Origin of the sequence: Rhizobium esperanzae (assembly GCF_002204185.1) — a bacterium.
Classification (GTDB): domain Bacteria; phylum Pseudomonadota; class Alphaproteobacteria; order Rhizobiales; family Rhizobiaceae; genus Rhizobium; species Rhizobium esperanzae.
In genome coordinates this window covers 240,493-266,716 of sequence record NZ_MXPU01000007.1, presented here as the reverse complement: position 1 = coordinate 266,716, position 26,224 = coordinate 240,493, and the positions used below count along the sequence as shown (strand labels likewise).

At 61.9% G+C, this 26,224-nt stretch carries 25 protein-coding genes and 2 pseudogenes; 22 read left to right on the top strand and 5 right to left on the bottom strand.

Going from position 1 to position 26,224, the window contains the following annotated elements; all coding sequences use genetic code 11:
* Positions 1-3: 3 nt before the first annotated feature.
* Both B5E41_RS13210 and lpxB read left to right on the top strand, forming a co-directional pair.
* On the top strand, positions 4-885 hold the full coding sequence (locus B5E41_RS13210; protein ID WP_088394195.1) for an LpxI family protein: 882 nt from the start codon (positions 4-6) through the stop codon (positions 883-885).
* Positions 882-2,051: a lipid-A-disaccharide synthase gene (lpxB, locus tag B5E41_RS13205; protein ID WP_088394193.1), complete on the top strand. Its 1,170-nt coding sequence runs from the start codon at positions 882-884 to the stop codon at positions 2,049-2,051. The genes B5E41_RS13210 and lpxB overlap by 4 nt, the downstream gene beginning before the upstream one ends.
* Before the next feature lie 27 nt (positions 2,052-2,078).
* Here lpxB and gltA read toward each other — a convergent pair whose 3' ends face one another.
* On the bottom strand, positions 2,079-3,368 hold the full coding sequence (gltA, locus tag B5E41_RS13200) for a citrate synthase (protein ID WP_038688692.1): 1,290 nt from the start codon (positions 3,366-3,368) through the stop codon (positions 2,079-2,081).
* A gap of 266 nt (positions 3,369-3,634) precedes the next feature.
* Positions 3,635-3,856 carry a hypothetical protein gene (locus B5E41_RS32195; RefSeq protein ID WP_245303087.1) on the bottom strand — a complete coding sequence of 74 codons (222 nt, stop codon included), beginning with the start codon at positions 3,854-3,856 and terminating at the stop codon, positions 3,635-3,637.
* Between B5E41_RS32195 and B5E41_RS13195 the strand changes: the two genes are divergently transcribed.
* The gene (locus tag B5E41_RS13195) at positions 3,833-6,088 is read left to right on the top strand and encodes a ComEC/Rec2 family competence protein (protein WP_245303086.1); all 2,256 of its coding nucleotides are present in this window, start codon (positions 3,833-3,835) and stop codon (positions 6,086-6,088) included. The genes B5E41_RS32195 and B5E41_RS13195 overlap by 24 nt on opposite strands.
* Here B5E41_RS13195 and lexA read toward each other — a convergent pair.
* Positions 6,069-6,788, bottom strand: coding sequence for a transcriptional repressor LexA (gene lexA / locus B5E41_RS13190; RefSeq protein WP_064806107.1), 720 nt, complete (start codon positions 6,786-6,788; stop codon positions 6,069-6,071). The two genes, B5E41_RS13195 and lexA, sit on opposite strands and share 20 nt — an antisense overlap.
* Before the next feature lie 198 nt (positions 6,789-6,986).
* Between lexA and B5E41_RS13185 the strand changes: the two genes are divergently transcribed.
* The 16 genes and pseudogenes from B5E41_RS13185 to B5E41_RS13110 all read left to right on the top strand — a co-directional run bounded on the left by B5E41_RS13185 (position 6,987) and on the right by B5E41_RS13110 (position 20,616).
* A complete protein-coding gene (locus B5E41_RS13185; protein WP_088394189.1) occupies positions 6,987-7,883 on the top strand; it encodes a VOC family protein in 897 nt (298 codons plus the stop codon).
* The gene (gene kdsA, locus B5E41_RS13180; RefSeq protein ID WP_088394187.1) at positions 7,880-8,725 is read left to right on the top strand and encodes a 3-deoxy-8-phosphooctulonate synthase; all 846 of its coding nucleotides are present in this window, start codon (positions 7,880-7,882) and stop codon (positions 8,723-8,725) included. The genes B5E41_RS13185 and kdsA overlap by 4 nt, the downstream gene beginning before the upstream one ends.
* 141 nt (positions 8,726-8,866) lie before the next feature.
* Positions 8,867-10,141 (top strand): phosphopyruvate hydratase, encoded by a 1,275-nt coding sequence (gene eno, locus B5E41_RS13175; RefSeq protein ID WP_064802304.1) that lies wholly within the window; start codon positions 8,867-8,869, stop codon positions 10,139-10,141.
* 134 nt (positions 10,142-10,275) lie between these two features.
* Positions 10,276-10,596, top strand: a complete 321-nt coding sequence (locus B5E41_RS13170; RefSeq protein ID WP_088394185.1) for an FtsB family cell division protein — start codon at positions 10,276-10,278, stop codon at positions 10,594-10,596.
* 145 nt (positions 10,597-10,741) lie between these two features.
* Positions 10,742-11,788 (top strand): pyruvate dehydrogenase (acetyl-transferring) E1 component subunit alpha, encoded by a 1,047-nt coding sequence (gene pdhA / locus B5E41_RS13165; protein ID WP_011425209.1) that lies wholly within the window; start codon positions 10,742-10,744, stop codon positions 11,786-11,788.
* Positions 11,789-11,803: 15 nt separating this feature from the next.
* Positions 11,804-13,201, top strand: a complete 1,398-nt coding sequence (locus B5E41_RS13160; RefSeq protein WP_088394183.1) for a pyruvate dehydrogenase complex E1 component subunit beta — start codon at positions 11,804-11,806, stop codon at positions 13,199-13,201.
* Between the two features lie 15 nt (positions 13,202-13,216).
* Positions 13,217-14,569: a pyruvate dehydrogenase complex dihydrolipoamide acetyltransferase gene (locus B5E41_RS13155; RefSeq protein ID WP_088394181.1), complete on the top strand. Its 1,353-nt coding sequence runs from the start codon at positions 13,217-13,219 to the stop codon at positions 14,567-14,569.
* 19 nt (positions 14,570-14,588) lie between these two features.
* Positions 14,589-15,230 carry an SGNH/GDSL hydrolase family protein gene (locus B5E41_RS13150; protein ID WP_088394179.1) on the top strand — a complete coding sequence of 214 codons (642 nt, stop codon included), beginning with the start codon at positions 14,589-14,591 and terminating at the stop codon, positions 15,228-15,230.
* A gap of 2 nt (positions 15,231-15,232) precedes the next feature.
* Positions 15,233-15,814: a GNAT family N-acetyltransferase gene (locus B5E41_RS13145; protein WP_088394177.1), complete on the top strand. Its 582-nt coding sequence runs from the start codon at positions 15,233-15,235 to the stop codon at positions 15,812-15,814.
* An 18-nt stretch (positions 15,815-15,832) separates the two neighbouring features.
* Positions 15,833-17,278, top strand: a complete 1,446-nt coding sequence (gene lpdA, locus B5E41_RS13140; RefSeq protein WP_088394175.1) for a dihydrolipoyl dehydrogenase — start codon at positions 15,833-15,835, stop codon at positions 17,276-17,278.
* A gap of 76 nt (positions 17,279-17,354) precedes the next feature.
* Positions 17,355-17,609: a GlsB/YeaQ/YmgE family stress response membrane protein gene (locus B5E41_RS13135; protein ID WP_011425215.1), complete on the top strand. Its 255-nt coding sequence runs from the start codon at positions 17,355-17,357 to the stop codon at positions 17,607-17,609.
* Positions 17,610-17,623: 14 nt separating this feature from the next.
* Positions 17,624-17,871 (top strand): annotated as a pseudogene (locus B5E41_RS13130) (GlsB/YeaQ/YmgE family stress response membrane protein).
* Between the two features lie 47 nt (positions 17,872-17,918).
* Positions 17,919-18,890: a lipoyl synthase gene (lipA, locus tag B5E41_RS13125; protein ID WP_088394173.1), complete on the top strand. Its 972-nt coding sequence runs from the start codon at positions 17,919-17,921 to the stop codon at positions 18,888-18,890.
* Positions 18,891-19,021: 131 nt separating this feature from the next.
* Complete coding sequence (locus tag B5E41_RS13120) at positions 19,022-19,492, top strand: hypothetical protein (RefSeq protein WP_245303085.1); 471 nt, start codon at positions 19,022-19,024, stop codon at positions 19,490-19,492.
* A gap of 69 nt (positions 19,493-19,561) precedes the next feature.
* Positions 19,562-20,154, top strand: a pseudogene (locus B5E41_RS13115) (P-loop NTPase family protein).
* 9 nt (positions 20,155-20,163) lie between these two features.
* Positions 20,164-20,616: a type II toxin-antitoxin system RatA family toxin gene (locus tag B5E41_RS13110; RefSeq protein ID WP_088394169.1), complete on the top strand. Its 453-nt coding sequence runs from the start codon at positions 20,164-20,166 to the stop codon at positions 20,614-20,616.
* A 19-nt stretch (positions 20,617-20,635) separates the two neighbouring features.
* Here the strand turns inward: B5E41_RS13110 and B5E41_RS13105 are convergent, their stop codons facing one another.
* Complete coding sequence (locus tag B5E41_RS13105) at positions 20,636-21,139, bottom strand: CinA family protein (protein ID WP_425350128.1); 504 nt, start codon at positions 21,137-21,139, stop codon at positions 20,636-20,638.
* Positions 21,136-22,353 carry a bifunctional 2-C-methyl-D-erythritol 4-phosphate cytidylyltransferase/2-C-methyl-D-erythritol 2,4-cyclodiphosphate synthase gene (locus tag B5E41_RS13100; protein WP_088394165.1) on the bottom strand — a complete coding sequence of 406 codons (1,218 nt, stop codon included), beginning with the start codon at positions 22,351-22,353 and terminating at the stop codon, positions 21,136-21,138. The genes B5E41_RS13105 and B5E41_RS13100 overlap by 4 nt, the downstream gene beginning before the upstream one ends.
* 144 nt (positions 22,354-22,497) lie before the next feature.
* Here B5E41_RS13100 and dusB point away from each other — a divergent pair, with 144 nt between their 5' ends.
* Genes dusB through ntrC form a run of 3 tightly spaced genes read left to right on the top strand, consistent with a single transcriptional unit; the run spans position 22,498 to position 26,116 of the window.
* Positions 22,498-23,517 (top strand): tRNA dihydrouridine synthase DusB, encoded by a 1,020-nt coding sequence (gene dusB, locus B5E41_RS13095; protein ID WP_088394163.1) that lies wholly within the window; start codon positions 22,498-22,500, stop codon positions 23,515-23,517.
* On the top strand, positions 23,514-24,668 hold the full coding sequence (locus B5E41_RS13090) for a two-component system sensor histidine kinase NtrB (RefSeq protein ID WP_064802337.1): 1,155 nt from the start codon (positions 23,514-23,516) through the stop codon (positions 24,666-24,668). Before dusB ends, B5E41_RS13090 begins: the two co-directional genes overlap by 4 nt.
* Positions 24,665-26,116 (top strand): nitrogen regulation protein NR(I), encoded by a 1,452-nt coding sequence (ntrC, locus tag B5E41_RS13085; RefSeq protein ID WP_088394161.1) that lies wholly within the window; start codon positions 24,665-24,667, stop codon positions 26,114-26,116. The genes B5E41_RS13090 and ntrC overlap by 4 nt, the downstream gene beginning before the upstream one ends.
* Positions 26,117-26,224: the final 108 nt, after the last annotated feature.

The window sequence follows — 26,224 nt, the reverse complement described above, 5'->3', positions numbered from 1 at the left end:
TCCGTGGCTTTAACAGGCGACACCGCTGCGGGCCGGTTGGCGATCATCGCCGGCGGTGGCCTTCTGCCTTCCTATGTCGCCGAAGCCGCGCGCGCGGCTGGCGAAAATCCCGTTATCGTCGCGCTGAAGGACGAGAGTGATCCACGCTGGGAAGGCTATGATCACGCCGTTATCGGCATTGGCGATTTCGCCGCCCTCGAGGGTCTCTTCAACCGATATGGCGTCGAACGTGTGGTAATGTCGGGAAGTGTGCGCCGCCGGCCGGAATGGCGCGAGGTGCGCCCGACGTTGCGCATTCTGATGAAGGTCCCGGCCGCCATTCGCACACTGCTCTCCGGCGGCGACGATACCGTTCTGCAGATGGTGATCCGGTTGATCGAGGGGAACGGCCGGCGCGTCGTCGGCGCCCACGAGATTGCCCCCGACCTGCTCGCTTCCGTTGGCCCGCTTGGTGCCGCCGCGCCCTGCGAGGAAGACCGACGCGATATCAGCCAAGCCGCCAATGCCGCCGAGACGCTTGGCCGGCTGGATGTCGGGCAGGGTGCAGTCAGCATCGGCGAGCGCGTCGTCGCGCTGGAAGGACTTGAGGGCACAGATGAGATGCTGGACCGTGTCGCCGGCCTCAGGGCCGCCGGACGGATCTCGCCGCGCCGCCGCGGCGTGCTGGTCAAGCTCTGCAAGCCGCAACAGGACATTCGCGCCGACCTGCCGGCGATCGGCGTTGCCACAATCCAGAACGCTGCGAAAGCCGGCCTTGCCGGCATCGCAATCGAAGCCGGTCGCTCGCTGGTGCTTGATCGGACCGCAGTCATCAGCGCCGCCGACGAGGCTGGGTTGTTCGTCTGCGGCATCGATCGCGGTCTGCCGGCATGGGGGCTCGAATGAACGGGGCGCCGCTGAAGATCGCCGTCATTGCCGGGGAAGTGTCGGGCGATCTGCTCGGCGCCGATCTCATCGCGGCCCTCAAGCGGAATTACAGCGGACCGGTGGAGCTTGTCGGCGTTGGCGGCGAGGGGCTGCAGGCGGAGGGATTGAAATCCCTGTTCGATTTTTCCGAGCTGTCGATCATGGGCGTCACCCAGGTGCTGAGCCGGCTGCCAAGGCTGTTTGGCCTGATCCGTCGAACCACGGCTGAGATCATCGCCGCAAAGCCGGATATCCTTGTCATCATCGACAGTCCCGATTTCACCCATCGCGTCGCCAAGCGCGTGCGCACCGCGTTACCCGATCTGCCGGTCGTCAATTACGTCTGTCCGAGCGTCTGGGCCTGGAAGGAATATCGCGCCACGCGAATGCTCGGCTATGTCGATCACGTGCTTGCCGTCCTGCCCTTCGAACCGGCAGCCATGCAGCGCCTCAATGGTCCGGCGACAACCTATGTCGGGCATCGTCTGGTCGCCGACCCGGCGCTGCTGGAGACACGTCGCCTGCGCCTGGGAAGGCAGCCAGGCAATGGCCCGATCCTGCTTCTTCCCGGCTCGCGCTCCTCCGAGATCCAGAAGCTTCTGCCTTACTTCGAGGTCGCCACGAATGAACTCGTCGCCCGCAATGGGTCCATGCGCTTCATTCTGCCGACGGTGACGCACAGGCAAGCGCTTGTCCGCGAAATCACGGCGGGCTGGGCGGTAAAGCCGGAGATCGTCGTCGGCGCGCAAGCAAAATGGAAGGCCTTTGCCGAGGCCGATGCAGCCATGGCGGCGTCCGGAACCGTTATTCTCGAGCTCGCACTTGCCGACGTTCCCGTCGTCTCCGCCTACAAGGTCGACTGGATCATGCGCATGCTGACATCGGGCATCAAGACCTGGACCGGCGCGCTGCCGAACCTGATTGCCGATTACCCGGTCGTGCCGGAATATCTGAACGATGTCGTTCGCGGCGCAAGCCTTGCACGCTGGATGGAAAGGCTGTCGGCCGACACCTATCAGCTGAAGGCGATGAAGGAAGGTTACGATCTCATCTGGCAGCTCATGCAGACGGAAAAGCCGCCCGGCGAACAGGCCGCCGAAATCCTTCTCGACGTTTTGAAAAAGAAAAAACCCGGCCATTCCTGACCGGGCTTCTTTTTGAGCCTGATGCGATCAGCGCTTCGAAACCGGGATGTAGTCGCGCTTGGGCTCGCCGACGTAGAGCTGGCGCGGACGGCCGATGCGCTGTTCCGGATCCTCGATCATCTCGTTCCACTGCGCGATCCAGCCGACGGTGCGGGCAAGCGCGAAGAGCACCGTGAACATGGTGGTGGGGAAGCCCAGAGCCTTCAGCGTGATGCCGGAGTAGAAGTCGATGTTCGGATAGAGCTTCTTTTCGATGAAATACTCGTCGGTGAGCGCGATACGCTCCAGCTCCATCGCAACTTCCAGCAACGGATCGTCCTTGATGCCGAGTTCGCCAAGCACTTCATGCGTCGTCTTCTGCATGATCTTGGCGCGCGGATCGTAGTTCTTGTAGACGCGGTGACCGAAGCCCATCAGACGGAACGGGTCGTTCTTGTCCTTGGCGCGGGCAATATACTCCGGAATGTGATCGACCGTGCCGATTTCCGTCAGCATGTTGAGTGCTGCTTCATTGGCGCCGCCGTGAGCGGGGCCCCAGAGGCAGGCGATGCCGGCGGCGATGCAGGCGAACGGGTTGGCGCCCGACGAGCCGGCGAGGCGGACGGTCGAGGTCGAAGCGTTCTGCTCGTGGTCGGCGTGCAGGATGAAGATACGGTCCATGGCGCGCGACAGAACCGGATTGACGACGTATTCCTCGCACGGAACGGCAAAGCACATGCGCAGGAAGTTCGAGGCATAGTCGAGGTCGTTCTTCGGGTAAACGAAGGGCTGGCCGATATGGTACTTGTAGGCCATGGCGGCAAGCGTCGGCATCTTGGCGATCATGCGCAGGCTGGCGACCATGCGCTGGTGCGGATCGGTGATGTCTGTGGAGTCATGATAGAAGGCCGACAGGGCGCCGACGCAGCCGCACATGACGGCCATCGGGTGCGCATCGCGGCGGAAGCCGGTGAAGAAGCGGCTCATCTGCTCATGCACCATCGTATGGTGCGTGACGCGATAGTCGAAATCCTTCTTCTGCGCGGCCGTCGGCAATTCACCGTAGAGCAGGAGGTAGCAGACCTCGAGGAAATCGCCATGCTCTGCGAGCTGCTCGATCGGATAACCGCGGTGCAGCAGCACACCTTCGTCACCGTCGATATAGGTGATTTTCGATTCACAGGATGCGGTCGAGGTGAAGCCCGGATCGTAAGTGAAGGAAGCGGTGTTCTTGTAGAGAGCACCGATGTCGATGACGCTCGGTCCGATCGTGCCGCTTTTAACGGCGAGGTCGACTGATTTGTCACCGATTTTTATTGTAGCGCTTTGATCCGTCATGCTGATCCTCCGAAATGTCGGTGGCGCCACAAAAGCGCCATAGGGGTTAAGCGTCCTTTCCGATAGCTATATGATCGCAACGCTAATGCCAAGTTACCGTGACGGCATTTTGTGCATTGCGGCATCACCTTTTAGGCACTGCAGCGATGAGCCGCACGCATAGCGGAAGCCGATGATTCGACTGATCTTTTGCCCCTCAAGATTTTCGCTCATATTTCAATCGATTATCCTTGCCGGATTTACCTGAAGGTTGCATTCTGGCGACTTTACGGGGTGATCTTGGGCGGGGCATGCAGGAATTGACGACAGCCGAATTGCGGCCGCAAGCGGGCGTCGGCCTTGCCGATCCGCCAGATTTTCCTGCGCCTGCGGTGGTGACTCGATCGATTAGGACGCAGTCGCAGATCCCATTGCGTCGTCGGCTGCTGGCCACCGCCCGGCGATCGCTGCGTGCCGGAGCCTGCATGCTGGGCGAAGAGGCCGATCATGGCCGCCTGCTGCTGTTCTCGCCGGTCTTCCTCGGAGCCGGCTCGGCCTTCTGGTTTCTCGGCGGATCGGATTTTCCCCTCGTTGCGTCGCTGCTCTGCCTGCTGGTGTCGGCGGCCGCGGTTTTCCTCACCGGTCCCAGCCGGCCGGCCTTGCGCGCAAGTTTCATGGCGCTGGCACTTTTCGCCGGCGGCATGCTCTCGGCGCAGTTCGAGAGCTGGCGGGCTTCGACGGTGATCCTCGATTCATCCGTGACGACGACGGTGACCGGCCGTGTCGAACGGCGGGAAGGCGACGGCCGCGGGCGCTGGCGCTACATTCTTGCCGTCACCGGCACCGAGGCGCCGGAGCTGAAACGGCCGCCGAGACGCATAACCGCGATCGTCCGGGGCGCCGATGCGCCTTTCGAGATCGGCGACATCATTACCGGCAAGGCACGGCTGACGCCGCCGGCGGGCCCCGCACTTCCCGCGCTCAACGACTTCTCCTTCGGTGCCTATTTCGACGGCATCGGCGCCAACGGCTTCTTCTACGGTGCGCCGGAGAAACTCGACTTCGAGGCAGGCCCGCAGGCGGCCAGGTCTAAGGACGCGCTGCTCGAATGGCTCTACCGGCTGCGCAGCAGCATCGGCGACCGCATAAGATCGATCCTGCCCGGCGACACCGGCGCTTTTGCCGCTGCCCTGGTGACGGATGAACGGCGCGCCATCTCGAAGACGACGACGGAGGCGCTGCGCCAGTCCGGCCTTGCCCATATCGTCGCGATCTCGGGCCTCAACATGGCGCTGTCGGCCGGCATCTTCTTCGTCGGCTTCCGGATGCTGCTCAGCCTCTTTCCCGGTGTCGCCCAAGCCTATCCGACAAAGAAGATCGCCGCAGCCGGCGCGCTCATCGCCGTCACCGCCTATTACCTGATCTCCGGTTTCGGGGTTTCGGCCGAGCGCGCTTTTATCATGATGGCCATTATGCTGATTGCCGTCTTCTTCGATCGGCCGTCGATCAGCCTGCGCAATATCGTTCTCTCTGCGCTCATCATCATCGCCATTTCACCTTCTGAAGTATTGGGACCGAGCTTTCAGATGTCCTTTGCCGCGACGTCGGCTTTGGTATCGGGCTATCAGCTGTGGAAGGACAGGCGTGTCCGCGAAAACGCTTTTCTGAAACTGCCGATCATCAGGCCGGTGGTTGCCGTCGCCGGTTTCTTCGGCGGCGTCTTCCTGACCTCGCTGATCGGCGGCTTTTCCACCGCACTGTTTTCGATCGAGCATTTTCATCGCCTGACGGCTTACGGCCTGCCGGCAAACCTTGCGACGATGCCGATCATCTCCTTCATCGTCATGCCGGCCGGGTTGCTGGCGATGTTGCTCATGCCTTTCGGTGTGGACGCTCCGCTCTGGAAGGTGGTCGGATTCGGCCTCGATCTGGTGATTGCGGTTGCCAAGACGGTGTCCGGCTGGGGCGGTGATATCGGCGTCGGCCGCTTGCCCGCCTGGTATTTCGCAGTGGCGGTGGCAGGCTTTCTGCTGCTGACGCTGCTGCGCACCCGGCTGCGCCATGTCGGCACATCGATCATCGCCATCTCGACGCTCATCGTGCTGCTTCTGCCGGTTCCCCGGCCGCCGGATCTGGTGATTTCGGAGGATGGCAGTCTGGTTGCGGTCGTCGCGGCTGAGGCAATAGCTTCCAACCGTGAAAACCCGCCGGATTTCATCTTCGACCAGTGGCAGCGAGCGCTGGTCCTGCCGACACATGATCCGCCGAAGATGCTGGATGGTCCGGCCATCCCGGCGGAAGGAGAAGACCGCCGTGTCAGGCTTTCCCGCGATCAACAGAACGAAGCGAGTGCAGCGATGCGGGCAGCCGCAGCAGGCGGTGAAGCAAACCGCTTTTCCTGCGTCAAGAAGGCCTGGTGCACATCAAAACTCGGCGATGGCCATATCGTCACCGTCATCGACAATGCCGCCTATCTCGGTCCGGCCTGCGATACGGCCGATATCGTTGTGACCTCGGTCCGTCTGCGTTTCAACAGCTGCCGTGCAGGCGGCACGCTTTTCACCGGCGAGACGCTACGCAGGACCGGTTCCGTCGAATTGCGCTTCGCCGGTGCCGACCTGGAGGTCACTACCGCCTTCGATACTTTGTCGCGACCATGGATGCGCCATCGCGCCTATGATTGGCGCAACGATCGTTTTACCGATTCCGGCAAATCCGGCATCAGTGATAGCGACGGATGAGGCCGACGAGCTTGCCCTGCACCTTGACGCGGTCGGGTCCGAAGATGCGGGTCTCGTAGGCCGGGTTGGCGGCCTCGAGCGCGATCGAGGCACCCTTGCGGCGGAAACGCTTCAGCGTTGCTTCCTCGTCGTCGACGAGGGCAACGACGATATCGCCGGGACTTGCGGTGCTGCCGTTGCGGATGATCACGGTATCGCCGTCGAAGATGCCGGCATCGATCATCGAATCGCCCTTGACCTCCAGCGCATAGTGCTCACCGGAGCCGAGCATATCCGCGGGAACGACGATGTCGTGGGTGTTGTTCTGGATCGCCGAGATCGGAACGCCGGCGGCGATACGTCCCATGACCGGCACGGAGATGGAGTTGCCATTGTCGGCGACCGGCTTTGGCGCAGCGGGGGCGGCGACCGGCTGGGGCTTGCCGAGGCTGCCCTCGATGACGCTCGGCGAAAAACCGCGACGCTGTTGAAGGCTGGGATTATAGGCCTCCGGAAGTTTGATCACTTCAAGCGCCCGGGCGCGATTCGGTAGGCGGCGAATGAAGCCGCGCTCCTCGAGCGCCGTGATCAGCCGGTGGATTCCGGATTTCGAGGCGAGATCCAGGGCATCCTTCATTTCGTCGAAAGAGGGAGGGACGCCGGATTCCTTCATGCGCTCATGAATGAATAGGAGAAGCTCCTGTTGTTTGCGCGTGAGCATCGACGTCAGACCCCGTGATTGAAACAAATCCAGAACGGACACTATATGTTCCATATGTGTTCCGCAAGTAGCTAAATTTCCGTAAAACTTCGCGCCAACTCGTCGAGATTTTTATTTTCATTCGCCGGATTGGTGCACATGTCTTGCATTGAGCGAGGTGCTGTCGCACATCTCTTGCCGGTTTCAGGAGGGATATTCATGAACGCGCATTCCGCCAAGTCGCACCCGCTGGATCATGTCGTGCTGCCCGTGGTCAATATCGATCTGGCGCGTGAAAGGCTCGGCAAGCTCGGTTTCACCGTCGCCGCCGATGCGCGCCATCCCTTCGGAACGGAGAATGCCTGCGTCTTTTTCGCCGACAAGACCTATCTGGAGCCGCTTGGCGTTGCGAGTGTCGAGGAGAGCGAGGCAGCGGCCCGCCGGGGCAATGTCTTCATTGCCCGCAATCGCGCCTTCCGTTTCCGCTGCGGCGAGGAGGGACTTTCTGCGCTGGCCTTCCTCAGCGAGGATGCCGGCCTCGATCATAAGCGCTTCGTCGGCAACGGCGCGAGCGCCGGTGAGATGTTGCAATTCAGCCGGCCGATGCGGATGCCGGATGGTTCGGAGAGCGTCGGTAGCTTCAAGCTGGCCTTTGCAACTGATTTGCGCGCCCCCGATTTCTTTCTCTTTACCTGCCAGCGCATCAATTCGTTCCCGACAGATCGCGCCGCGCTGGAGACGCATGCCAATGGCGTGATCGGTATTGCCGAGATCGCGCTTTGCGCGCCGGACCCGGCGGCATTCGCCGCTTTCGTCGGACTTGCGATAGGGCAGGCGGCGGCGGAGAAAACCGGTTTCGGCGTGAATATCGCGGCATCGAATGCGAAGATCAGCCTGATGACGCCGGAAGGGCTGGAGGCCTATTTCGAGCTTGTCGTCTCCTCCGCCGATCGTGGCCTGCGCGGCCGGGCAATCCTCTTCACTGTCGCCGATCTTGCCGTGACAGAAGCGCATTTGGCTGCTAACGGGGTGACCTACACGCGCAAGAACAACCGCATTCTGGTGAAACCCACGCCCGGGCAGGGTGCGCTCTTCGCCTTCGAGGAACCACGATGAGCAATTATACCAATTCCGAGGTCAAGATTGGCGAAGGCGAAGGCCAGGTCACCTTTTCCAATGCAGGCCGCCTGTCGCTGATCGCCGGCCCCTGCCAGATGGAGAGCCGCGATCACGCCTTCATGGTCGCCGGCACACTGAAGGAGCTCTGCGCAAAGCTCGGCGTCGGCCTCGTTTATAAGAGTTCATTCGACAAGGCGAACCGCACCTCGCTCTCGGCCGAGCGCGGCATCGGCCTGGAAAAGGGGATGGAGGTCTTTGCCGACCTGAAGAAGGAATTCGGCTTTCCCGTCCTGACCGACGTCCACACCGCCGAACAATGCGCCGAGGTGGCGGAAGTGATCGACGTTCTGCAGATCCCGGCCTTCCTCTGCCGTCAGACCGACCTTCTGATCGCAGCCGCCAGGACCGGCCGCGCCGTCAACGTCAAGAAGGGCCAGTTCCTCGCCCCCTGGGATATGAAGAACGTCCTGAAGAAGCTCAATGCCAGCGGCAATCCGAACGTGCTGCTGTGCGAGCGCGGCGCCTCCTTCGGCTACAATACGCTAGTTTCCGACATGCGCTCGCTGCCGATCATGGCGGCGATGGGCGCGCCCGTCATTTTCGATGCGACCCACTCCGTCGCCCAGCCCGGCGGGCAGGGCGAATCCTCGGGCGGTCAGCGCGAATTCGTCGAGACGCTGGCGCGCGCAGCAGTGGCGACGGGTATTGCCGGCGTCTTCCTCGAAACACACCAGGACCCCGACAACGCACCGTCCGACGGCCCGAACATGGTCTATCTCAAGGACATGCCGCGGCTGCTTGAGAAATTGCTTGCGTTTGATGCGGTCGCCAAGGCCTGACCTTCAACAGGATGACATGATCGTGGTCTAGGCCACTTGGGAACGCCGATTCGAAGGCTGGTAATTGCGGCATTGTAATTTGCACGCCTTCGATTATGACAGGCTTCGAACGTTTGATCACCCACCGAGCAGGAAGAACCCATGACTGCAATCACCGATATCATCGCCCGCGAGATCCTCGATAGCCGTGGCAATCCCACCGTCGAAGTCGACGTCTATCTCGAAGACGGCAGCATGGGCCGCGCGGCCGTTCCCTCGGGGGCCTCGACGGGCGCGCATGAGGCGGTCGAGTTGCGCGACGGCGGCAAGCGCTATCTCGGCAAGGGCGTCGAAAAGGCGGTCGAGGCGGCCAACACCGAGATCTTCGACGCGATCGGCGGCATCGACGCCGAAAACCAGATCCAGATCGACAACATCATGATCGAGCTCGACGGCACGCCGAACAAGTCGCGCCTCGGCGCCAATGCCATCCTCGGCGTGTCGCTCGCCGTCGCCAAGGCCGCCGCCCAGGCATCCGGCCTGCCGCTTTACCGTTACGTCGGCGGCGCTTCCGCGAGCCTGCTGCCAGTGCCGATGATGAACATCATCAACGGCGGCGCCCATGCCGACAACCCGATCGACTTCCAGGAATTCATGATCCTGCCGGTCGGCGCCGATTCGATCGCCGAAGCCGTGCGCATGGGTTCGGAAGTCTTCCATACGCTCCGCAAGGAGCTTGCCGCGCAGGGCCACAACACCAATGTCGGCGACGAAGGCGGCTTCGCCCCCGGCCTGAAGAGCGCGCCCGAAGCCCTCGACTTCATCATGAAGTCGATCGAGAAAGCCGGCTACAAGCCGGGCGACGACATGTGCCTCGGCCTCGACTGCGCCTCGACGGAATTCTTCAAGGACGGCAAGTATGTTCTCGAAGGTGAAGGCCGCACGCTCGAATCAGGCGCCATGGCCGAATATCTGGCCGAGCTTGCCGGCAAATACCCGATCATCTCGATCGAAGACGGCATGGCCGAAGACGACTGGGATGGCTGGAAGGCACTGACCGATCTGATCGGCAACAAGACCCAGCTCGTCGGCGACGATCTCTTCGTCACCAACTCCGCGCGCCTTCGCGACGGCATCCGCATGGGCGTCGCCAATTCGATCCTCGTCAAGGTCAACCAGATCGGTTCGCTGACGGAAACGCTCGATGCTGTCAACACGGCGCACAAGGCGGCCTATACCGCCGTCATGTCGCACCGCTCCGGCGAAACCGAAGATTCGACCATCGCCGATCTCGCCGTCGCCACCAACTGCGGTCAGATCAAGACCGGTTCGCTGTCGCGTTCCGACCGTCTTGCCAAGTACAATCAGCTGATCCGCATCGAGGAAGGCCTCGGCCCTCAGGCGCAGTACGCCGGTCGCTCGATCATCAAAGGCTGATCCTTCCGATTTTTACGGCTCGACCCGCGCCTCCGGGCGCGGGTTTTTTCTTGCGCGCTTTTTACGGTCAATGAACGGTTAATCTCTGTGCGTTATGCTGAACGAATTGGTAATGCGTTTAAGAGCATGCGTGTATGTGGACAAAGCATCATAAGAAGAGAAAGCTCGGCCGCTTCGTCATTCCGGCCATGACGGTCGCCTTCCTTTCCTATTTCGGTTATCATTGCATCCATGGCGATTATGGCCTGCGGGCGACGGAGACGTTCGAGCGTCAGCGCGTCGCGCGCGAACGAGAGCTTGCTGTGTTGAAGGCGAGGCGCGAACATCTGGAAAGCCAGGTCGCGCTGCTGAGTGACGGCTCGCTCGACAAGGATATGTTGGATGAAAAGGCGCGATATCAGCTGAATATGTCGCGTGCGGACGAGATCGTCATATTCAGCCATTATTCCAATTAACCGGAATTCGGTTAATTGGAATTTCTGATTTATTTACAATGATTTAGCGCCGAATACGAGCCATGCAATTATGGCATTGCTGTGGTCATATTTCTTCCCTATGGTACGCGCCACCGAGAAACGACAAACCCATAGGGAGGGTTGAATGGCGCCGCGAAAGACCGCGACCGTTTCCAGCCGCAAAACTGCAGCAAAACCAGCAGCCAAAGCATCGAATGGAGGCCCGGTAGCCGACTTCGATCGGGATGAGGAACTCAAGGCCTATCGCGAGATGCTACTGATCCGCCGCTTCGAGGAGAAGGCCGGTCAGCTTTACGGCATGGGCTTCATCGGAGGCTTCTGCCATCTCTATATCGGTCAGGAAGCTGTCGTCGTCGGCATGCAGATGGCGCAGAAGGAAGGCGATCAGGTCATCACCGCCTATCGCGACCACGGGCACATGCTGGCAACCGGCATGGAGGCGCGCGGCGTCATGGCGGAACTGACCGGGCGCCGCAGCGGCTATTCCCACGGGAAGGGCGGCTCGATGCACATGTTCTCGAAAGAGAAGCATTTCTACGGCGGTCACGGCATCGTCGGCGCCCAGGTTTCGCTCGGAACAGGGCTTGCTTTTGCAAACCATTACCGCGGCAACGGCAATGTCGCCATCGCCTATTTCGGCGACGGCGCTGCCAACCAGGGCCAGGTTTACGAGAGCTTCAACATGGCGGCTCTCTGGAAGCTGCCGATCGTCTATATCGTCGAAAACAACCGTTACGCCATGGGCACCTCGACCGCCCGTGCGACGGCTCAGTCGAACTACTCGCTGCGCGGCTCCGGCTTCGGCATCCCCGGCATTCAGGTCGACGGCATGGATGTTCGCGCCGTCAAGGCCGCGGCCGACGAGGCGCTCGAACATTGCCGCTCCGGCAAGGGTCCGATCATTCTCGAAATGCTGACCTACCGCTACCGCGGCCATTCGATGTCGGACCCCGCGAAATATCGCACGAAGGAAGAAGTGCAGAAGATGCGCTCCGAGCAGGATCCGATCGAGCAGGTAAAGGCGCGCCTCATCGAAAAGGGCTGGGCTTCCGAAGACGATCTGAAGGCGATCGACAAGGATGTTCGCGACATCGTCGCCGACAGCGCCGATTTCGCCCAGGCCGATCCGGAGCCGGATGCATCCGAGCTCTACACCGACATTCTGCTCTAATCGGGGAGGGAACCCATGCCTATCGATATCCTCATGCCCGCCCTTTCTCCGACGATGGAAGAAGGCACGCTGTCCAAATGGCTGAAGCAGGAAGGTGACAAGGTCACCTCTGGCGACATCATTGCCGAAATCGAGACCGACAAGGCGACGATGGAAGTCGAAGCCGTCGACGAAGGCGTCATCGGCAAGCTGCTCGTCGACGCCGGCACCGAAGGTGTCAAGGTCAACACCAAGATCGCCGTGCTGTTGCAGGATGGCGAATCGGCCGACGCGATTTCCACTGCTCCCGCTGCTGCTCAGCCGGCTCCCGTCGCTGCTCCGCAGGTTGCTCAGGAAGAAAAGCCGACAAATACGGGTTCGGCTGCCGCTCCCGTTCCTGCCGAGCCGAAGGCTGCCGTGCCGAACGATCCGGAAATCCCTGCCGGCACCGAAATGGTGTCGATGACCGTGCGCGAAGCGCTCCGCGATGCCATGGCCGAAGAAATGCGCGCCAGCGACGACGTCTTCGTCATGGGCGAGGAAGTCGCCGAATATCAGGGCGCCTACAAGGTCACGCAAGGGTTGCTGCAGGAATTCGGCCCCCGTCGCGTCATCGATACGCCGATCACCGAACACGGCTTTGCCGGTGTCGGCGTCGGCGCCGCCATGGCCGGCCTTCGCCCGATCGTCGAATTCATGACTTTCAACTTCGCCATGCAGGCGATCGACCACATCATCAACTCGGCCGCCAAGACGCTCTATATGTCCGGCGGCCAGATGGGCGCTCCGATCGTCTTCCGCGGCCCGAACGGTGCGGCGGCCCGCGTCGGCGCTCAGCACAGCCAGGATTATGCAGCATGGTACAGCGCCATCCCCGGCCTGAAGGTCGTCATGCCCTACACGGCATCCGACGCCAAGGGCCTGTTGAAGGCTGCGATCCGCGATCCGAACCCGGTGATCTTCCTTGAAAACGAAATTCTCTACGGCCAGCACTTCGACGTGCCGAAGCTCGATAATTTCGTCCTGCCGATCGGCAAGGCCCGCATCCATCGCTCGGGCAAGGACGCCACGGTTGTCTCCTTCGGCATCGGCATGACTTATGCGACGAAGGCGGTTGCCGAACTCGAAAAGATCGGCATCGACGTCGAACTGATCGACCTTCGCACCATCCGCCCGATGGATCTGCCGACCGTCATCGAATCGGTGAAGAAGACCGGCCGTCTCGTCACCGTCGAGGAAGGCTATCCGCAGTCTTCCGTCGGCACCGAAATCGCCACCCGCGTCATGCAGCAGGCCTTCGACTATCTCGATGCGCCGATCCTGACGATTGCAGGCAAGGACGTGCCGATGCCTTACGCCGCCAATCTCGAAAAGCTGGCGCTTCCGAACGTCGGCGAAGTCGTCGATGCGGTGAAGGCCGTTTGCTACAAATAAGGGGAGGGTATCTCGATGCCGATCAATATCACGATGCCCGCCCTCTCTCCGACCATGGAAGAAGGCAATCTGGCCAAGTGGCTGGTCAAGGAAGGCGACAAGGTCAAGTCTGGCGATGTGATCGCCGAGATCGAGACCGACAAGGCGACGATGGAAGTCGAAGCTGTCGATGAAGGCACGGTCGCCAAGCTCGTCGTTGCCGCCGGCACCGAAGGCGTCAAGGTCAATGCGCTGATCGCCGTTCTCGCGGCCGATGGCGAGGACGTCGCCGCTGCCGCAAGCGGCGCGGGTTCCGCTGCTCCGGCCAAGGCTGAGGCTGCACCTGCGCCGAAAGCCGACGCTGCGCCGGCGAAGGCTGAGGCCGCTCCGGCCGGGGCACTGGCACCTGCCGCTGCACCCGCGGCCGTTTCGGCTGGTGGCAACCGCACCTTTTCTTCGCCGCTCGCACGCCGCCTGGCCAAGGAAGCCGGTATCGACCTTGCAGTCGTCGCCGGCTCTGGTCCGCATGGCCGCGTGATCAAGAGCGATATCGAAGCTGCCCTTGCAGGCGGCGCCAAGCCCGCTCCGGCGCCTGCCGCTGCTTCGGCTCCGCAGGCTGCCGCGCCGGCTCCTGCCGCCGCGCCGAAGGGCGCTTCCGATGATGCCGTTCTCAAGTTGTTCGAGCCGGGCTCCTACGAGCTCGTCCCGCATGACGGCATGCGCAAGACCATCGCCCGGCGGCTGGTCGAATCCAAGCAGACGATCCCGCATTTCTACGTCAGCGTCGATTGCGAGCTCGACGCGCTGATGGCGCTGCGCGCCCAGCTGAATGACGCAGCGCCGCGCAAGGACAACGCTCCGGCCTACAAGCTTTCGGTCAACGACATGGTGATCAAGGCCATGGCGCTGGCACTGCGCGATGTTCCGGACGCCAACGTGTCGTGGACTGACAGCAACATGGTCAAGCACAAGCACGCCGATGTCGGCGTCGCCGTCTCGATCCCCGGCGGCCTGATCACCCCGATCATCCGCAAGGCCGAGCAGAAGACACTGTCGGTCATCTCCAACGAGATGCGCGATCTCGGCAAGCGGGCCAAGGACCGCAAGCTGAAGCCCGAAGAATATCAGGGCGGCACCAGCTCAGTCTCCAACATGGGCATGATGGGCGTGAAGAACTTCGCCGCCGTCGTCAATCCGCCGCATGCGACGATCCTGGCGGTCGGCGCCGGCGAACAGCGGGTCGTCGTCAAGAACGGCGAAATGGCCATCGCCACGGTGATGTCGGTGACGCTGTCGACCGACCATCGCTGCGTCGACGGCGCCCTCGGCGCCGCGCTGCTCCAGGCCTTCAAGGGCTACATCGAAAACCCGATGGGCATGCTTGTCTGATAGCGAAACGGAGGCGGAAATGACCAAGACCGTTCTTTGCTATGGCGACTCGCTGACCTGGGGTCATGACCCCGAGACAATCGGCCGTCATGAGTACAAGAATCGATGGCCGAGCGTGCTTCAGGCAGCGCTCGGCAGCGAGGCGCGTGTTATCCCCGAAGGGCTGAACGGTCGCACCACCGCTTTCGACGACCACCTTGCCGATTGTGACCGCAACGGTGCGCGCGTCCTGCCGACGATCCTGCAGACGCATGCGCCGCTCGACCTCGTCATCCTGCTGCTCGGCACCAACGACATGAAGCCCGTTGTGGCCGGCTCCGCGTTTGCCGCCTGCCAGGGCATCAGCCGCCTCGTGCGGCTGATCCGCAATCACGCCTGGCCCTTCGAATTCGACGGGCCGGAGATCCTGATCGTGGCGCCGCCGGCGATCTGCGCGACCGGCAATGTGCCCTTCGCCGCATCCTTTCCCGGAGGCATCGAGGAATCGGCAAAGCTTGCGACACTCTATCGCGATCTTGCCGACGAGCTCGGTTGTGGCTTCTTCGACGGCAATTCCGTCGCCAAGACCACGCCGATCGACGGCATTCACCTCGATGCGGAAAATACCCGCGCACTCGGACGCGGGCTGGAATCGATCGTGCGGATGATGCTGGGGATCTGAGCATGACCGCCTTCATCGCGCTGCGGCAGGCCTCACGGCGGGATGCCTCGGAGCTGGCGATCCTGGCGGATATCGCATCGCACGGTTTTGCCTCCTGGCTCTGGTTCGCCGATGTCGCGAAAGACGTCAGCGATACGCCGCTGGAGCGGGGCAGGCTGAAGATGAGCGAGGAGGAAGCCGTCGGGGGCTGGCGGGATGCGGTCATCGCCGAGGCCTATGGCGAGGTCGCAGGTGTCGCGATCGGTCATGCGCTGGATGAAGGCATAAGCGATATCGAGGCGACGATCGCGGCGACGGAGCCGATGCTCGCCTTGCAGAAAACGGTTGTGGGGAGCTGGTTCATCGGCAGTCTCGGCGTTTACCGCCATATGCGCGGCATTGGCATCGGGCGCAGGCTGCTGGGCGATCAGATCGAAAGGGCGGGTTACCGCCCCGTCAGTCTCATTACCGCAAGTGATAACGAGGCGGCTCTGTCGCTTTATGCAAGAAACGGATTCCTAGAGGCTGCGCGCGCTGATGCCGTGCCGCTCTTCGAAAACAGCAAGAGACACGCGTGGGTGCTCATGACCCGCAGCGCAGCGTAACAAAAGGGCAGGAAACACATGGCTGAATCCTACGACGTCATCATCATCGGCTCCGGCCCCGGCGGCTATGTCGCCGCCATCCGCGCAGCGCAGCTCGGCCTCAAGACCGCGATCGTCGAGCGCGAGCATATGGGCGGCATCTGCCTGAACTGGGGCTGCATACCGACGAAGGCGCTGCTGCGTTCGGCCGAGGTGCTCGACCATGCCAGTCACTTCAAGGATTTCGGCCTTGTCCTCGAAGGCTCGGTCAAGCCGGACGCCAAGGCCGTCGTTGGCCGCTCGCGCGCTGTCTCCGCCCGCCTCAACGCCGGAGTCGGCTTCCTGATGAAGAAGAACAAGATCGACATCATCTGGGGCGAAGCGAAGTTGACGAAGCCCGGCGAGATCGTCGTGGGCAAGTCGTCGAAGCCGGTCGTCGAGCCGCAGCATCCGCTGCCGAAGAACGTCAAGGGCGAGGGCACCTATACCGCCAAACACATCATCATCGCGACCGGCGCCCGTCCGCGCGCGCTGCCGGGCATCGAGCCGGATGGCAAGCTGATCTGGACCTACTTCGAGGCGCTGAAGCCGGATGCGCTGCCGAAATCGCTGATCGTCATGGGCTCGGGCGCGATCGGCATCGAATTCGCCAGCTTCTATCGCTCGATGGGCGTCGACGTCACGGTTGTCGAAGTCATGCCGACGATCATGCCGGTCGAGGATGCCGAAATAACCGCCATCGCCCGCAAGCAGTTGGAAAAGCGCGGCCTCAAGATCTTCACCAGCGCCAAGGTCACCAAGGTCGAAAAGGGTGCCGGCAGCATCACCGCCCATGTCGAGACGTCAGATGGCAAGGTGCAGCAGATCACCGCCGATCGGATGATCTCTGCCGTCGGCGTCCAGGGCAATATTGAAAATCTCGGCCTGGAGACGCTCGGCGTCAAGACCGACCGCGGCTGCGTCGTTGCCGACGGTTACGGCAAGACCAATGTCGCCGGCATCTATGCGATCGGCGATGTCGCCGGCCCGCCGATGCTGGCCCACAAGGCCGAGCACGAGGGTGTCGTCTGCGTCGAGAAGATCGCCGGCCTGCTGAATGTGCATCCGACCGACAAGGGCAAGGTCCCCGGCTGCACCTACTGCAGTCCGCAGGTCGCCTCCGTCGGCCTCACCGAAGCCAAGGCCAAGGAGCTTGGCCGCGACATCCGCGTCGGCCGCTTCTCCTTCGCCGCCAACGGCAAGGCGATCGCACTCGGCGAGGACCAGGGCATGGTCAAGGTGATCTTCGACAAGAAGACCGGCGAACTGCTCGGCGCCCATATGGTCGGCGCCGAGGTCACCGAACTCATCCAGGGCTTCGTCGTCGCAATGAACCTCGAGACGACAGAGGAAGAGCTGATGCACACGATCTTCCCGCATCCGACGGTGTCCGAGACGATGAAGGAAGCGGTGCTCGATGCTTATGGTCGTGTGCTGAACGCTTGAGAATTTTCGGGGCGCCACCTTGTTCCCGGAGTGGAAAGCCACTCCGGCAGGGTGGAAAAAGCGAAAGGAAATCATCATGTCTATGGAGACGCAGGCGTTGCTGGTGTTTTTGCTGATCGGCCTTGTCGCGGGCTTCCTGGCAAGTCTCGTCGTCGGTGGCGGCGGCTTGATCAGGTGCCTGCTGAGCGGCATCATCGGCGCCTTCGTCGGCGGTTATCTGTTCAGCGCGCTCGGGATTTCGCTGGGCATTGAGAACGCGCTGGTCGTACAGATCATCCACGCCACCGTCGGTGCCATCATAGTGGTTCTGGTCGCCAGAGCGGTCGCTTAAGGGTAAGGGCGGGTATGGAAGGCGTGGGCTGGATTTCGGCAATCATCATCGGCGGGCTTGCAGGCTGGCTCGCCGGCAAGCTGATGGAGGCGCGGTACGGGATTTTCCTGAATATCGTGCTCGGCATCGTCGGCTCGGTCGTCGCCACCGCCATTCTCGCCCAATTCCATGTCCAGTCGCTGGCGGACGGCTCGGTTATTTCGTGACGGGTTTCCTTGGCGCCTGCCTGCTGATATTCGTTGCGCGGCTGGTGCGGCGCTAGATCAAGGGATGATGCCGCTTTAAGGGCGACGGAAAGCTGAAACTGCAATGGTGACCATTCTCGACACGATCAATCCCGACGCCAAGCGCGTGCGCCATCCCGAAAAGGCGCATCGGCCCGATACGGAAATCATGCGCAAGCCGGACTGGATCCGCGTCAAGGCGCCGACCTCCAAGGGCTATGCCGAGACGCGCGCGATCGTGAAGGAGCACAAGCTCGTCACCGTCTGCGAGGAGGCCGGCTGCCCGAATATCGGTGAGTGCTGGGACAAGAAGCACGCCACCTTCATGATCATGGGCGAGATCTGTACCCGCGCCTGCGCCTTCTGCAATGTCGCCACCGGCAAGCCGAATGCGCTCGACATGGCAGAACCGGAAAATGTCGCCAAGGCGGTCAAGGAGATGGGCCTTTCCCACGTCGTCATCACTTCGGTCGACCGCGACGATCTGGAGGACGGCGGCGCCGAACATTTCGAAAAAGTGATATGGGCGATCCGCGCCGCTTCGCCGGCAACGACGATCGAGATCCTGACCCCGGACTTCCTGAAGAAGCCCGGCGCCTTAGAGCGCGTCGTCGCCGCCAAGCCCGATGTCTTCAACCACAATATGGAAACGGTTGCCGGCAACTATCTGACGGTTCGCCCCGGCGCCCGCTACTTCCACTCCATCCGTCTCTTGCAGCGGGTGAAGGAACTCGATCCGACCATGTTCACCAAGTCTGGCATCATGGTCGGCCTGGGTGAAGAGCGAAACGAAGTGCTGCAGCTGATGGACGACCTGCGCACCGCCGATGTCGACTTCCTTACAATCGGCCAATACCTGCAGCCGACCCGAAAGCACCACAAGGTCGAAAGCTTCGTCACTCCCGAAGAGTTCAAGTCCTACGAGATGGTCGCCTACAGCAAAGGCTTCCTGATGGTCGCCTCAAGCCCGCTGACCCGCTCGTCACACCATGCTGGAGATGATTTTGCGCGGCTGAAGGCGGCGCGCGAGAAGAAATTGCAGCTGGCCGCTGAGTAATAACTTTATCTTGTGTACTGGTCGGCCGGAGGCTCGTTGATTTCTGATTCAATCGAGTTTCATTTTTGACGTCCGAGAACGATAATCGAGCCTGCTTGGAAAGCTGCCTTCAGGTACTCGTGGGATTGCCGTTGAGCATTGCCCGCAACGCCGTAGACATGAAGATTTTCCATTTTGGAGCAATACGACCGCATCCTTCAGGCAAAGGAACGGTTGGTGCGTACGCACTACATTTGCAATGCCCGTGGCGTCTCGTTGCTAAGAATATGGTGGTTACGGGGACATTAGATCGTTTTGTCAAGCCTGCAGAAGGAGGTGAGATAGACGATGACGATCCCAGAACAGGCAACCTGCAGCTGATCAAAATCGCATCTCTGCTGAAAGGGTATGACGAGGCGACAAACTCGTTTGTGAACGCCACAGAACAACTCGTTGTTATCTCGGTCAATGCGGACAACTATGGTGGGGCTGATCTCCTGTTGTCGGGTGATTACCGGCTTCAGATTTTCCCGGATGGTTCGCTTGAAGAGAGTTGGCGCCTTGTCGAGTTGCAAGGGCGTCATGTCGTTATCGAAGGTGGCCACGTACGGATTGACGAATAGCAGCCGATAATGACAGCGGCTCGCGGGGGTTTAACTGTATGGGCGCAAACCGGCAGCGAGGATGACACGATGGACCAGAGAGCAGAGCTGCCGCCGCGTCAGCAGATCGCTGACCTCAAGCAGGCGGCGGAGCATATTCGAAGAGCCCGACGCATCCTTGTCGTGGGTTGCTCGGGCGGCGGCAAGTCCGCTCTTTCTCTAAAAATTGCCAGGCGCTTCGGACTTCCTTACATCTCGCTTGACCGCGACGTCTATTGGCTTCCCGGCTGGGTGGCGCGCGACAGGGCGGAGCAGCGACGTATCATCGCCGGCCGGATCCTCGAAGAACGCTGGATCATGGACGGCACCAACCCCTCCTCGCTGGACATTAGGCTACCGCGGACCGATTTCGTCATCTGGGTTCGCATGCCGCGACTTCTCTGTATCTGGGGTGCGGTCAGCAGATGGGCGAAATGGATTGGCCGCACCCGCCCGGAAATGGCACCGGGTTGCATCGAGAAGGTCGATTTGGAATTCCTGCGCTTCATCTGGACCTTCGAGGCGAAATTTGCGCCGCGCGTTGCCGCCGGGATCGCCGAACATGGTCCCGATGTGCGGTTCTCCAGCTAAAATCCCGCCGCCGGACGCGCGAACTCCTTGATCTTCTGGATCGGCCCGCTTAAGTGCCGCCTATGCCGCAATTCGAAACGCACCGTTCCGTCCCGCATACGCCCGACCAGATGTTCGATCTCGTTGCCGATGTCGAACACTATCCCGAATTCCTGCCGCTCTGCGAAGCGCTTTCGGTCAGGAGCCGCAAAGAGCGCGAGGGCAAGATCCTGCTCCTTGCCGATATGACGGTCGGTTATAAGGCGATCCGCGAGACCTTCACGACCCAGGTGCTGTTGAACCGGGCCGAGCGTGTCATTGAGGTCAAATATATCGACGGCCCGTTCAAATATCTCGAAAACCGCTGGCATTTTGCCGAAACGCCGGCCGGCGGCTGCACCATCAATTTTTTCATCGATTATGAGTTCAAGAGCCGCATCCTCGGGGCGCTGATGGGCTCGATGTTCGACCGCGCCTTCCGCATGTTCACCGAAGCCTTCGAGACGCGCGCGAGCAAGATCTACGCTCCCGTCTGACGGCCGGTTGCAGGCATCCTCAGCCCGTGAGCAGCGAACGCACCATCTCCAGCGCCGTCCTGACCGTGGCCATCCGAACCTCGCTGCGGCCGATGTCGCCGTAGAGCATTTTCCGATGGACGAGGGCGCCGCCGCGCGATTTGGCGGCAAGATGTACCAAGCCGACCGGTTTTTCGGCCGATCCGCCGCCGGGGCCGGCAATGCCGGTGACGGCGACGGCGATATCGGCGCGCGAGCGGAAGAGGGCGCCATGTGCCATTTGCCGGGCGGTCTCCTCGGAGACTGCGCCGAAACGCAGCAGCGTTTGCGCCTGCACCCCGAGCAGCTCGGTCTTGGCGCTGTTCGTGTAGGTGACGAAGCCGCGGTCGACGACGGCGGATGAGCCGGATATCTCCGTCAGCGCGCCTGATATCAGCCCACCGGTGCAGGATTCGGCCGTCGAGATCATCAGCCCTGCCGCGGTGAAATCACGGATGATTGCCTCTGCCGCCGAAAGGATATCCGGAGGGAAACGGCCCATCATGTCCTCCCGCGATAGACGACGGTCGCCGTGGCGATCGCCGCGATGCCTTCGCGCCGCCCGACGAAGCCGATCTTCTCATTGGTCGTCGCCTTAACAGAGCAGCGCTCGAGATCGATGCCGAGATATTCCGACAGGTTCGTCCGCATGGCCTCGCGATGCGGCCCGACCTTCGGCGCCTCGGCGATCAGCGAGACGTCGGCATTCATGATCGTGCCGCCGCGTTCCCGTACGATCCGAGCGGCATGCTCGATGAAGATCTTCGAAGCCGCTCCCTTCCATTGCGGATCGGACGGCGGGAAATGATCGCCGATATCGCCGGCGCCGCAGGTGGCAAGCAGCGCGTCTGTCAGCGCATGCAGCGCCACGTCGGCATCGGAATGGCCCTTGAGCTTCTGATCGTGCGGAATGAACACGCCGCAGAGTGTCACGCCATCGCCCGGCTCGAGCTGGTGCACGTCATAGCCGTTGCCGGTGCGCACGTCGGGCAGCAGCGAAGCCGAGAGTTTGTCGTCGGCCATGGCGATATCGCGCTTGACCGTCAGCTTGACGTTATCGGGCGTGCCCTCGACGATCGTCACCGGAATGCCCGACCACTCGGCGATCGAGGCGTCGTCAGTAAAATCGCTTCGCCCGCTCGCCGCCGCCTTCTCATGCGCGTCAAGGATTGTTGCGAAGGCGAAGGATTGCGGCGTCTGCGCCGCATAGAGGTGCTCGCGCGAGACCGTCGCCGATATGGTGCCGGCGCTGTCGGCGCGTTTCAGGGTGTCGGTGACTGGCATGGCCGGCAGCACCGCCGGCGCGCCATTGCCAAGGCGCTCGGCAATGCGGTCGAGAAGAACATGGTCGAAGAAGGGCCGGACTGCGTCGTGGATCAGCACATGGCTGACATGCTTGTCCTTGAGGTATCTCAGGCCGGCGAGTACGGACTTCTGTCTTGTCGCACCGCCATGTACTGTTTTAATCGGCGTTTCCGAGATGATGTGGCGAGCCGCCTTGGCAAACAGCGCCTCGTCGTCGGGATGAATGACGACGACGATCTGTTTGGCAGCTTCCCATGTCATGAAGTTTTCAAGCGTATGAACGATAATCGGCTTGCCCCCGATCATGCGATATTGCTTGGGGCCTTCCGTGGAGGATCCGGCGCGCTCGCCGCGACCGGCGGCAACGATGACAATTCCAGCCGATATCGGTTGCTTGGACGGCATTTGCAGCATAAATCCCCTAAATTATGCGGAATTGACCGGAGTGCTCTAATCTCTTGCTTTGGCCTTTTCCAGCGTCTGCCCCGAAAAATATCGATTCCGATCCGAGCCCCCTTGGCAAAGGCATGGATCTGTGGCTAAAAATAATGCAGTTCCATGCTGTGCCTGAAAGATAATCATTTGATTTGCAAGAATCTCGCAGCGTCTTTCCGAATCGGACCCGTGTCCGTGCGGAACCGCGTTGTGCTGGCGCCGATGTCCGGCGTCACGGACATGCCCTTCCGTGAGCTTGCCTGGCGCTTCGGCGCCGGCCTCGTCGTCACCGAGATGGTGGCGAGCCGCGAGCTGGTCAACGACACCGCCGAATCCTGGTCGCGGCTCAAGGCTGCCGGCTTTCGGCCGCATATGGTGCAGCTCGCCGGGCGCGAGGCGCATTGGATGGCGGAAGCGGCGAAGATCGCGGCCGATCATGGCGCCGATATCATCGACATCAATATGGGCTGTCCGGCAAAGAAGGTGATCGGCGGTTATTCCGGCTCGGCGCTGATGCGCGATCCCGATCATGCGCTCGCTCTGATTGAGGCAACAGTCAAGGCCGTCGACATTCCGGTGACGCTGAAGATGCGCCTCGGCTGGGATGAGAATTCCATCAACGCGCCCGACATTGCGCGCCGCGCCGAGGCGGTCGGCATCCAGCTCGTGACCATTCATGGCCGCACCCGCATGCAATTTTATGAAGGCCGCGCCGATTGGGACGCGATCCGCGCAGTCCGCGAGGTGATCTCCGTTCCGCTGATCGCCAATGGCGATGTCGAGAGCGCGCACGACGCGCAGGAAATCCTGCGCCGCTCCGGCGCTGATGCCGTCATGATCGGCCGAGGCTGCCAGGGCAGGCCGTGGCATGCCGGCGTGCTCGCCGGAGCAGCGGAACCGCGGCGCGAAGATATTGCCGATATCGCCGTCGAACATTATCGGATGATGCTCGATTTTTACGGCGAGGCGGTGGCGATCCGCCATGCCCGCAAGCATCTCGGCTGGTATCTCGAGCGGTTTGCTCCCGGCCTTGCCGGCGGCGAGAAGGCTGACATCATGACCTCGCGCGACCCGAGCGAGGTGGCTGCGCGCCTTCACGATGCACTCGATACAGCCACTGTCGACAGCCGGGAGGCGGCATGACGAAAGATATGACATCTCCGCCCGACCACGCCGGCGGAACCGTCGCCATGGCCGTGCTGAACGCCATCCAGAACCCCGTCGTCATGGTCGACGAATCCGGTTTCGTCGCCTTCGCCAATTGGGAGGCGGAGGCCTTTTTCGGCGCCAGCGCCTCGCATCTGGCGCGATACCGGATATCGACCTTCATCCCCTTCGGCAGTCCGCTGCTCGCCCTGATCGACCAGGTGCGTGAGCGCAAGGCGCCAGTCAACGAATACCGTGTCGACCTGAGTTCTCCGCGCCTCGGGCAGGACAAGCTCGTCGATCTCTATGTCGCTCCGGTGCTGAGTGAACCCGGCGCCGTCGTCATCGTTTTCCAGGAACGCTCGATGGCCGACAAGATCGACCGGCAGCTGACGCATCGCGCCGCCGCCCGTTCCGTCACCGGGCTTGCCTCCATGCTGGCGCATGAGATCAAGAACCCGCTCTCCGGCATCCGTGGCGCCGCCCAACTGCTCGAACAATCGGCGATCGATGACGACCGGGCGCTGACCCGGCTGATCTGCGACGAGACAGACCGCATCGTCTCGCTGGTCGATCGCATGGAAGTCTTTTCCGACGAACGGCCGGTCGACCGCATGCCGGTCAACATCCATTCCGTGCTCGATCATGTGAAGGCGGTCGCCAAGGCGGGATTTGCCCGCAATATCCGCATCACCGAGAGCTACGATCCGTCGCTGCCGGCCGTCTATGCCAATCGCGACCAGCTCGTTCAGGTGTTCCTCAACCTGGTGAAGAACGCCGCCGAAGCAGTCGGCGACCGGCCGGATGGCGAGATCATGCTGACGACGGCCTATCGTCCGGGCATTCGTCTCTCGGTCGCCGGCACGCGTGAAAAGATCTCGCTGCCGCTGGAGTTCTGCGTCCACGACAATGGCCCCGGCGTTCCCGCCGATCTGTTGCCGCACCTCTTCGATCCGTTCATCACGACCAAGACGAACGGCAGCGGTCTCGGCCTGGCATTGGTCGCCAAGATCATCGGCGATCACGGCGGCATCATCGAATGCGACAGCCAGAACAGCCGCACGACTTTCCGCGTTCTCATGCCGGCGTCGAAGGACGCCTCGCTCGAGGATGCCTCTTCCGTAAGCTCGACAGGACCTTCTCGATGACAGCCACGATCCTCGTTGCAGATGATGATGCGGCCATCCGCACCGTGCTCAACCAGGCCTTGAGCCGCGCCGGCTATGACGTTCGCATCACCTCCAACGCCGCAACCCTCTGGCGTTGGATTTCGGCGGGCGAGGGCGATCTTGTCGTCACCGACGTGGTGATGCCCGACGAGAACGCCTTCGACCTCCTGCCGCGCATCAAGAAGGCCCGTCCGGATCTCCCGGTCCTGGTCATGAGCGCGCAGAACACCTTCATGACCGCCATCAAGGCGTCCGAGAAGGGCGCCTATGATTATCTGCCGAAGCCCTTCGACCTGACCGAACTGATCGGCATCATCGGCCGGGCGCTCGCCGAGCCGAAGCGCAAGCCCGCCAAACTCGACGAGGACATGCAGGACGGGATGCCGCTGGTCGGCCGCTCGGCGGCGATGCAGGAAATCTATCGCGTGCTCGCCCGCCTGATGCAGACCGATCTGACGCTGATGATCACCGGTGAATCCGGCACCGGCAAGGAGCTCGTCGCCCGCGCCCTGCATGATTACGGCAAGCGCCGCAACGGCCCGTTCGTCGCAATCAACATGGCGGCGATCCCGCGCGACCTGATCGAATCCGAACTCTTCGGCCATGAGAAGGGCGCCTTCACCGGCGCGCAGACCCGCTCGACCGGTCGCTTCGAGCAGGCCGAAGGCGGTACGCTCTTCCTCGACGAAATCGGTGACATGCCGATGGACGCCCAGACGCGGCTTCTGCGCGTGCTGCAGCAGGGCGAGTACACCACCGTCGGCGGCCGCACGCCGATCCGTACCGACGTGCGCATCGTTGCTGCCACCAACAAGGATCTGAAGCAGGCGATCAATCAGGGCCTGTTCCGCGAGGATCTCTATTATCGGCTCAACGTCGTGCCGCTGCGCCTGCCGCCGCTGCGCGACCGTGCCGAGGACATTCCAGATCTGGTGCGCCACTTCATCCAGCAGGCCGAAAAGGAGGGGCTCGGCTCCAAACGCTTCGATCAGGAAGCGCTGGAGCTGATGAAGGCCTATGCCTGGCCGGGCAATGTCCGCGAGCTGGAAAATCTCATCCGCCGCCTGATGGCGCTCTATCCGCAGGATGTCATCACTCGCGAGATCATCGATGCTGAGCTGCGCTCCGACGTGCCCGACAGCCCGATCGACAAGGGGCCGATCCGCAACGGTTCGATGACGATCGCCCAGGCGGTCGAGGAGAACATGCGCACCTATTTTGCGAGCTTCGGCGACAACCTGCCGCCGCCAGGCCTCTATGACCGCGTGCTGACCGAATTGGAATATCCGCTGATACTCGCTGCGCTCACGGCAACGCGCGGCAATCAGATCAAGGCGGCAGACCTTCTCGGCCTCAACCGCAACACCTTGCGCAAGAAGATCAGGGAGCTCGGCGTTTCTGTGTACAGAAGCTCCCGCACCGCCTAATAAAAAAGGCGGTGGGCTCCTCGTTTGCCCACCGCCTCCTCCTCCCAGTATCCGCCGCCACGGTCGGGAACAAAACCAAATCTATCCCAGCCCCGTCATCGTTTGTAT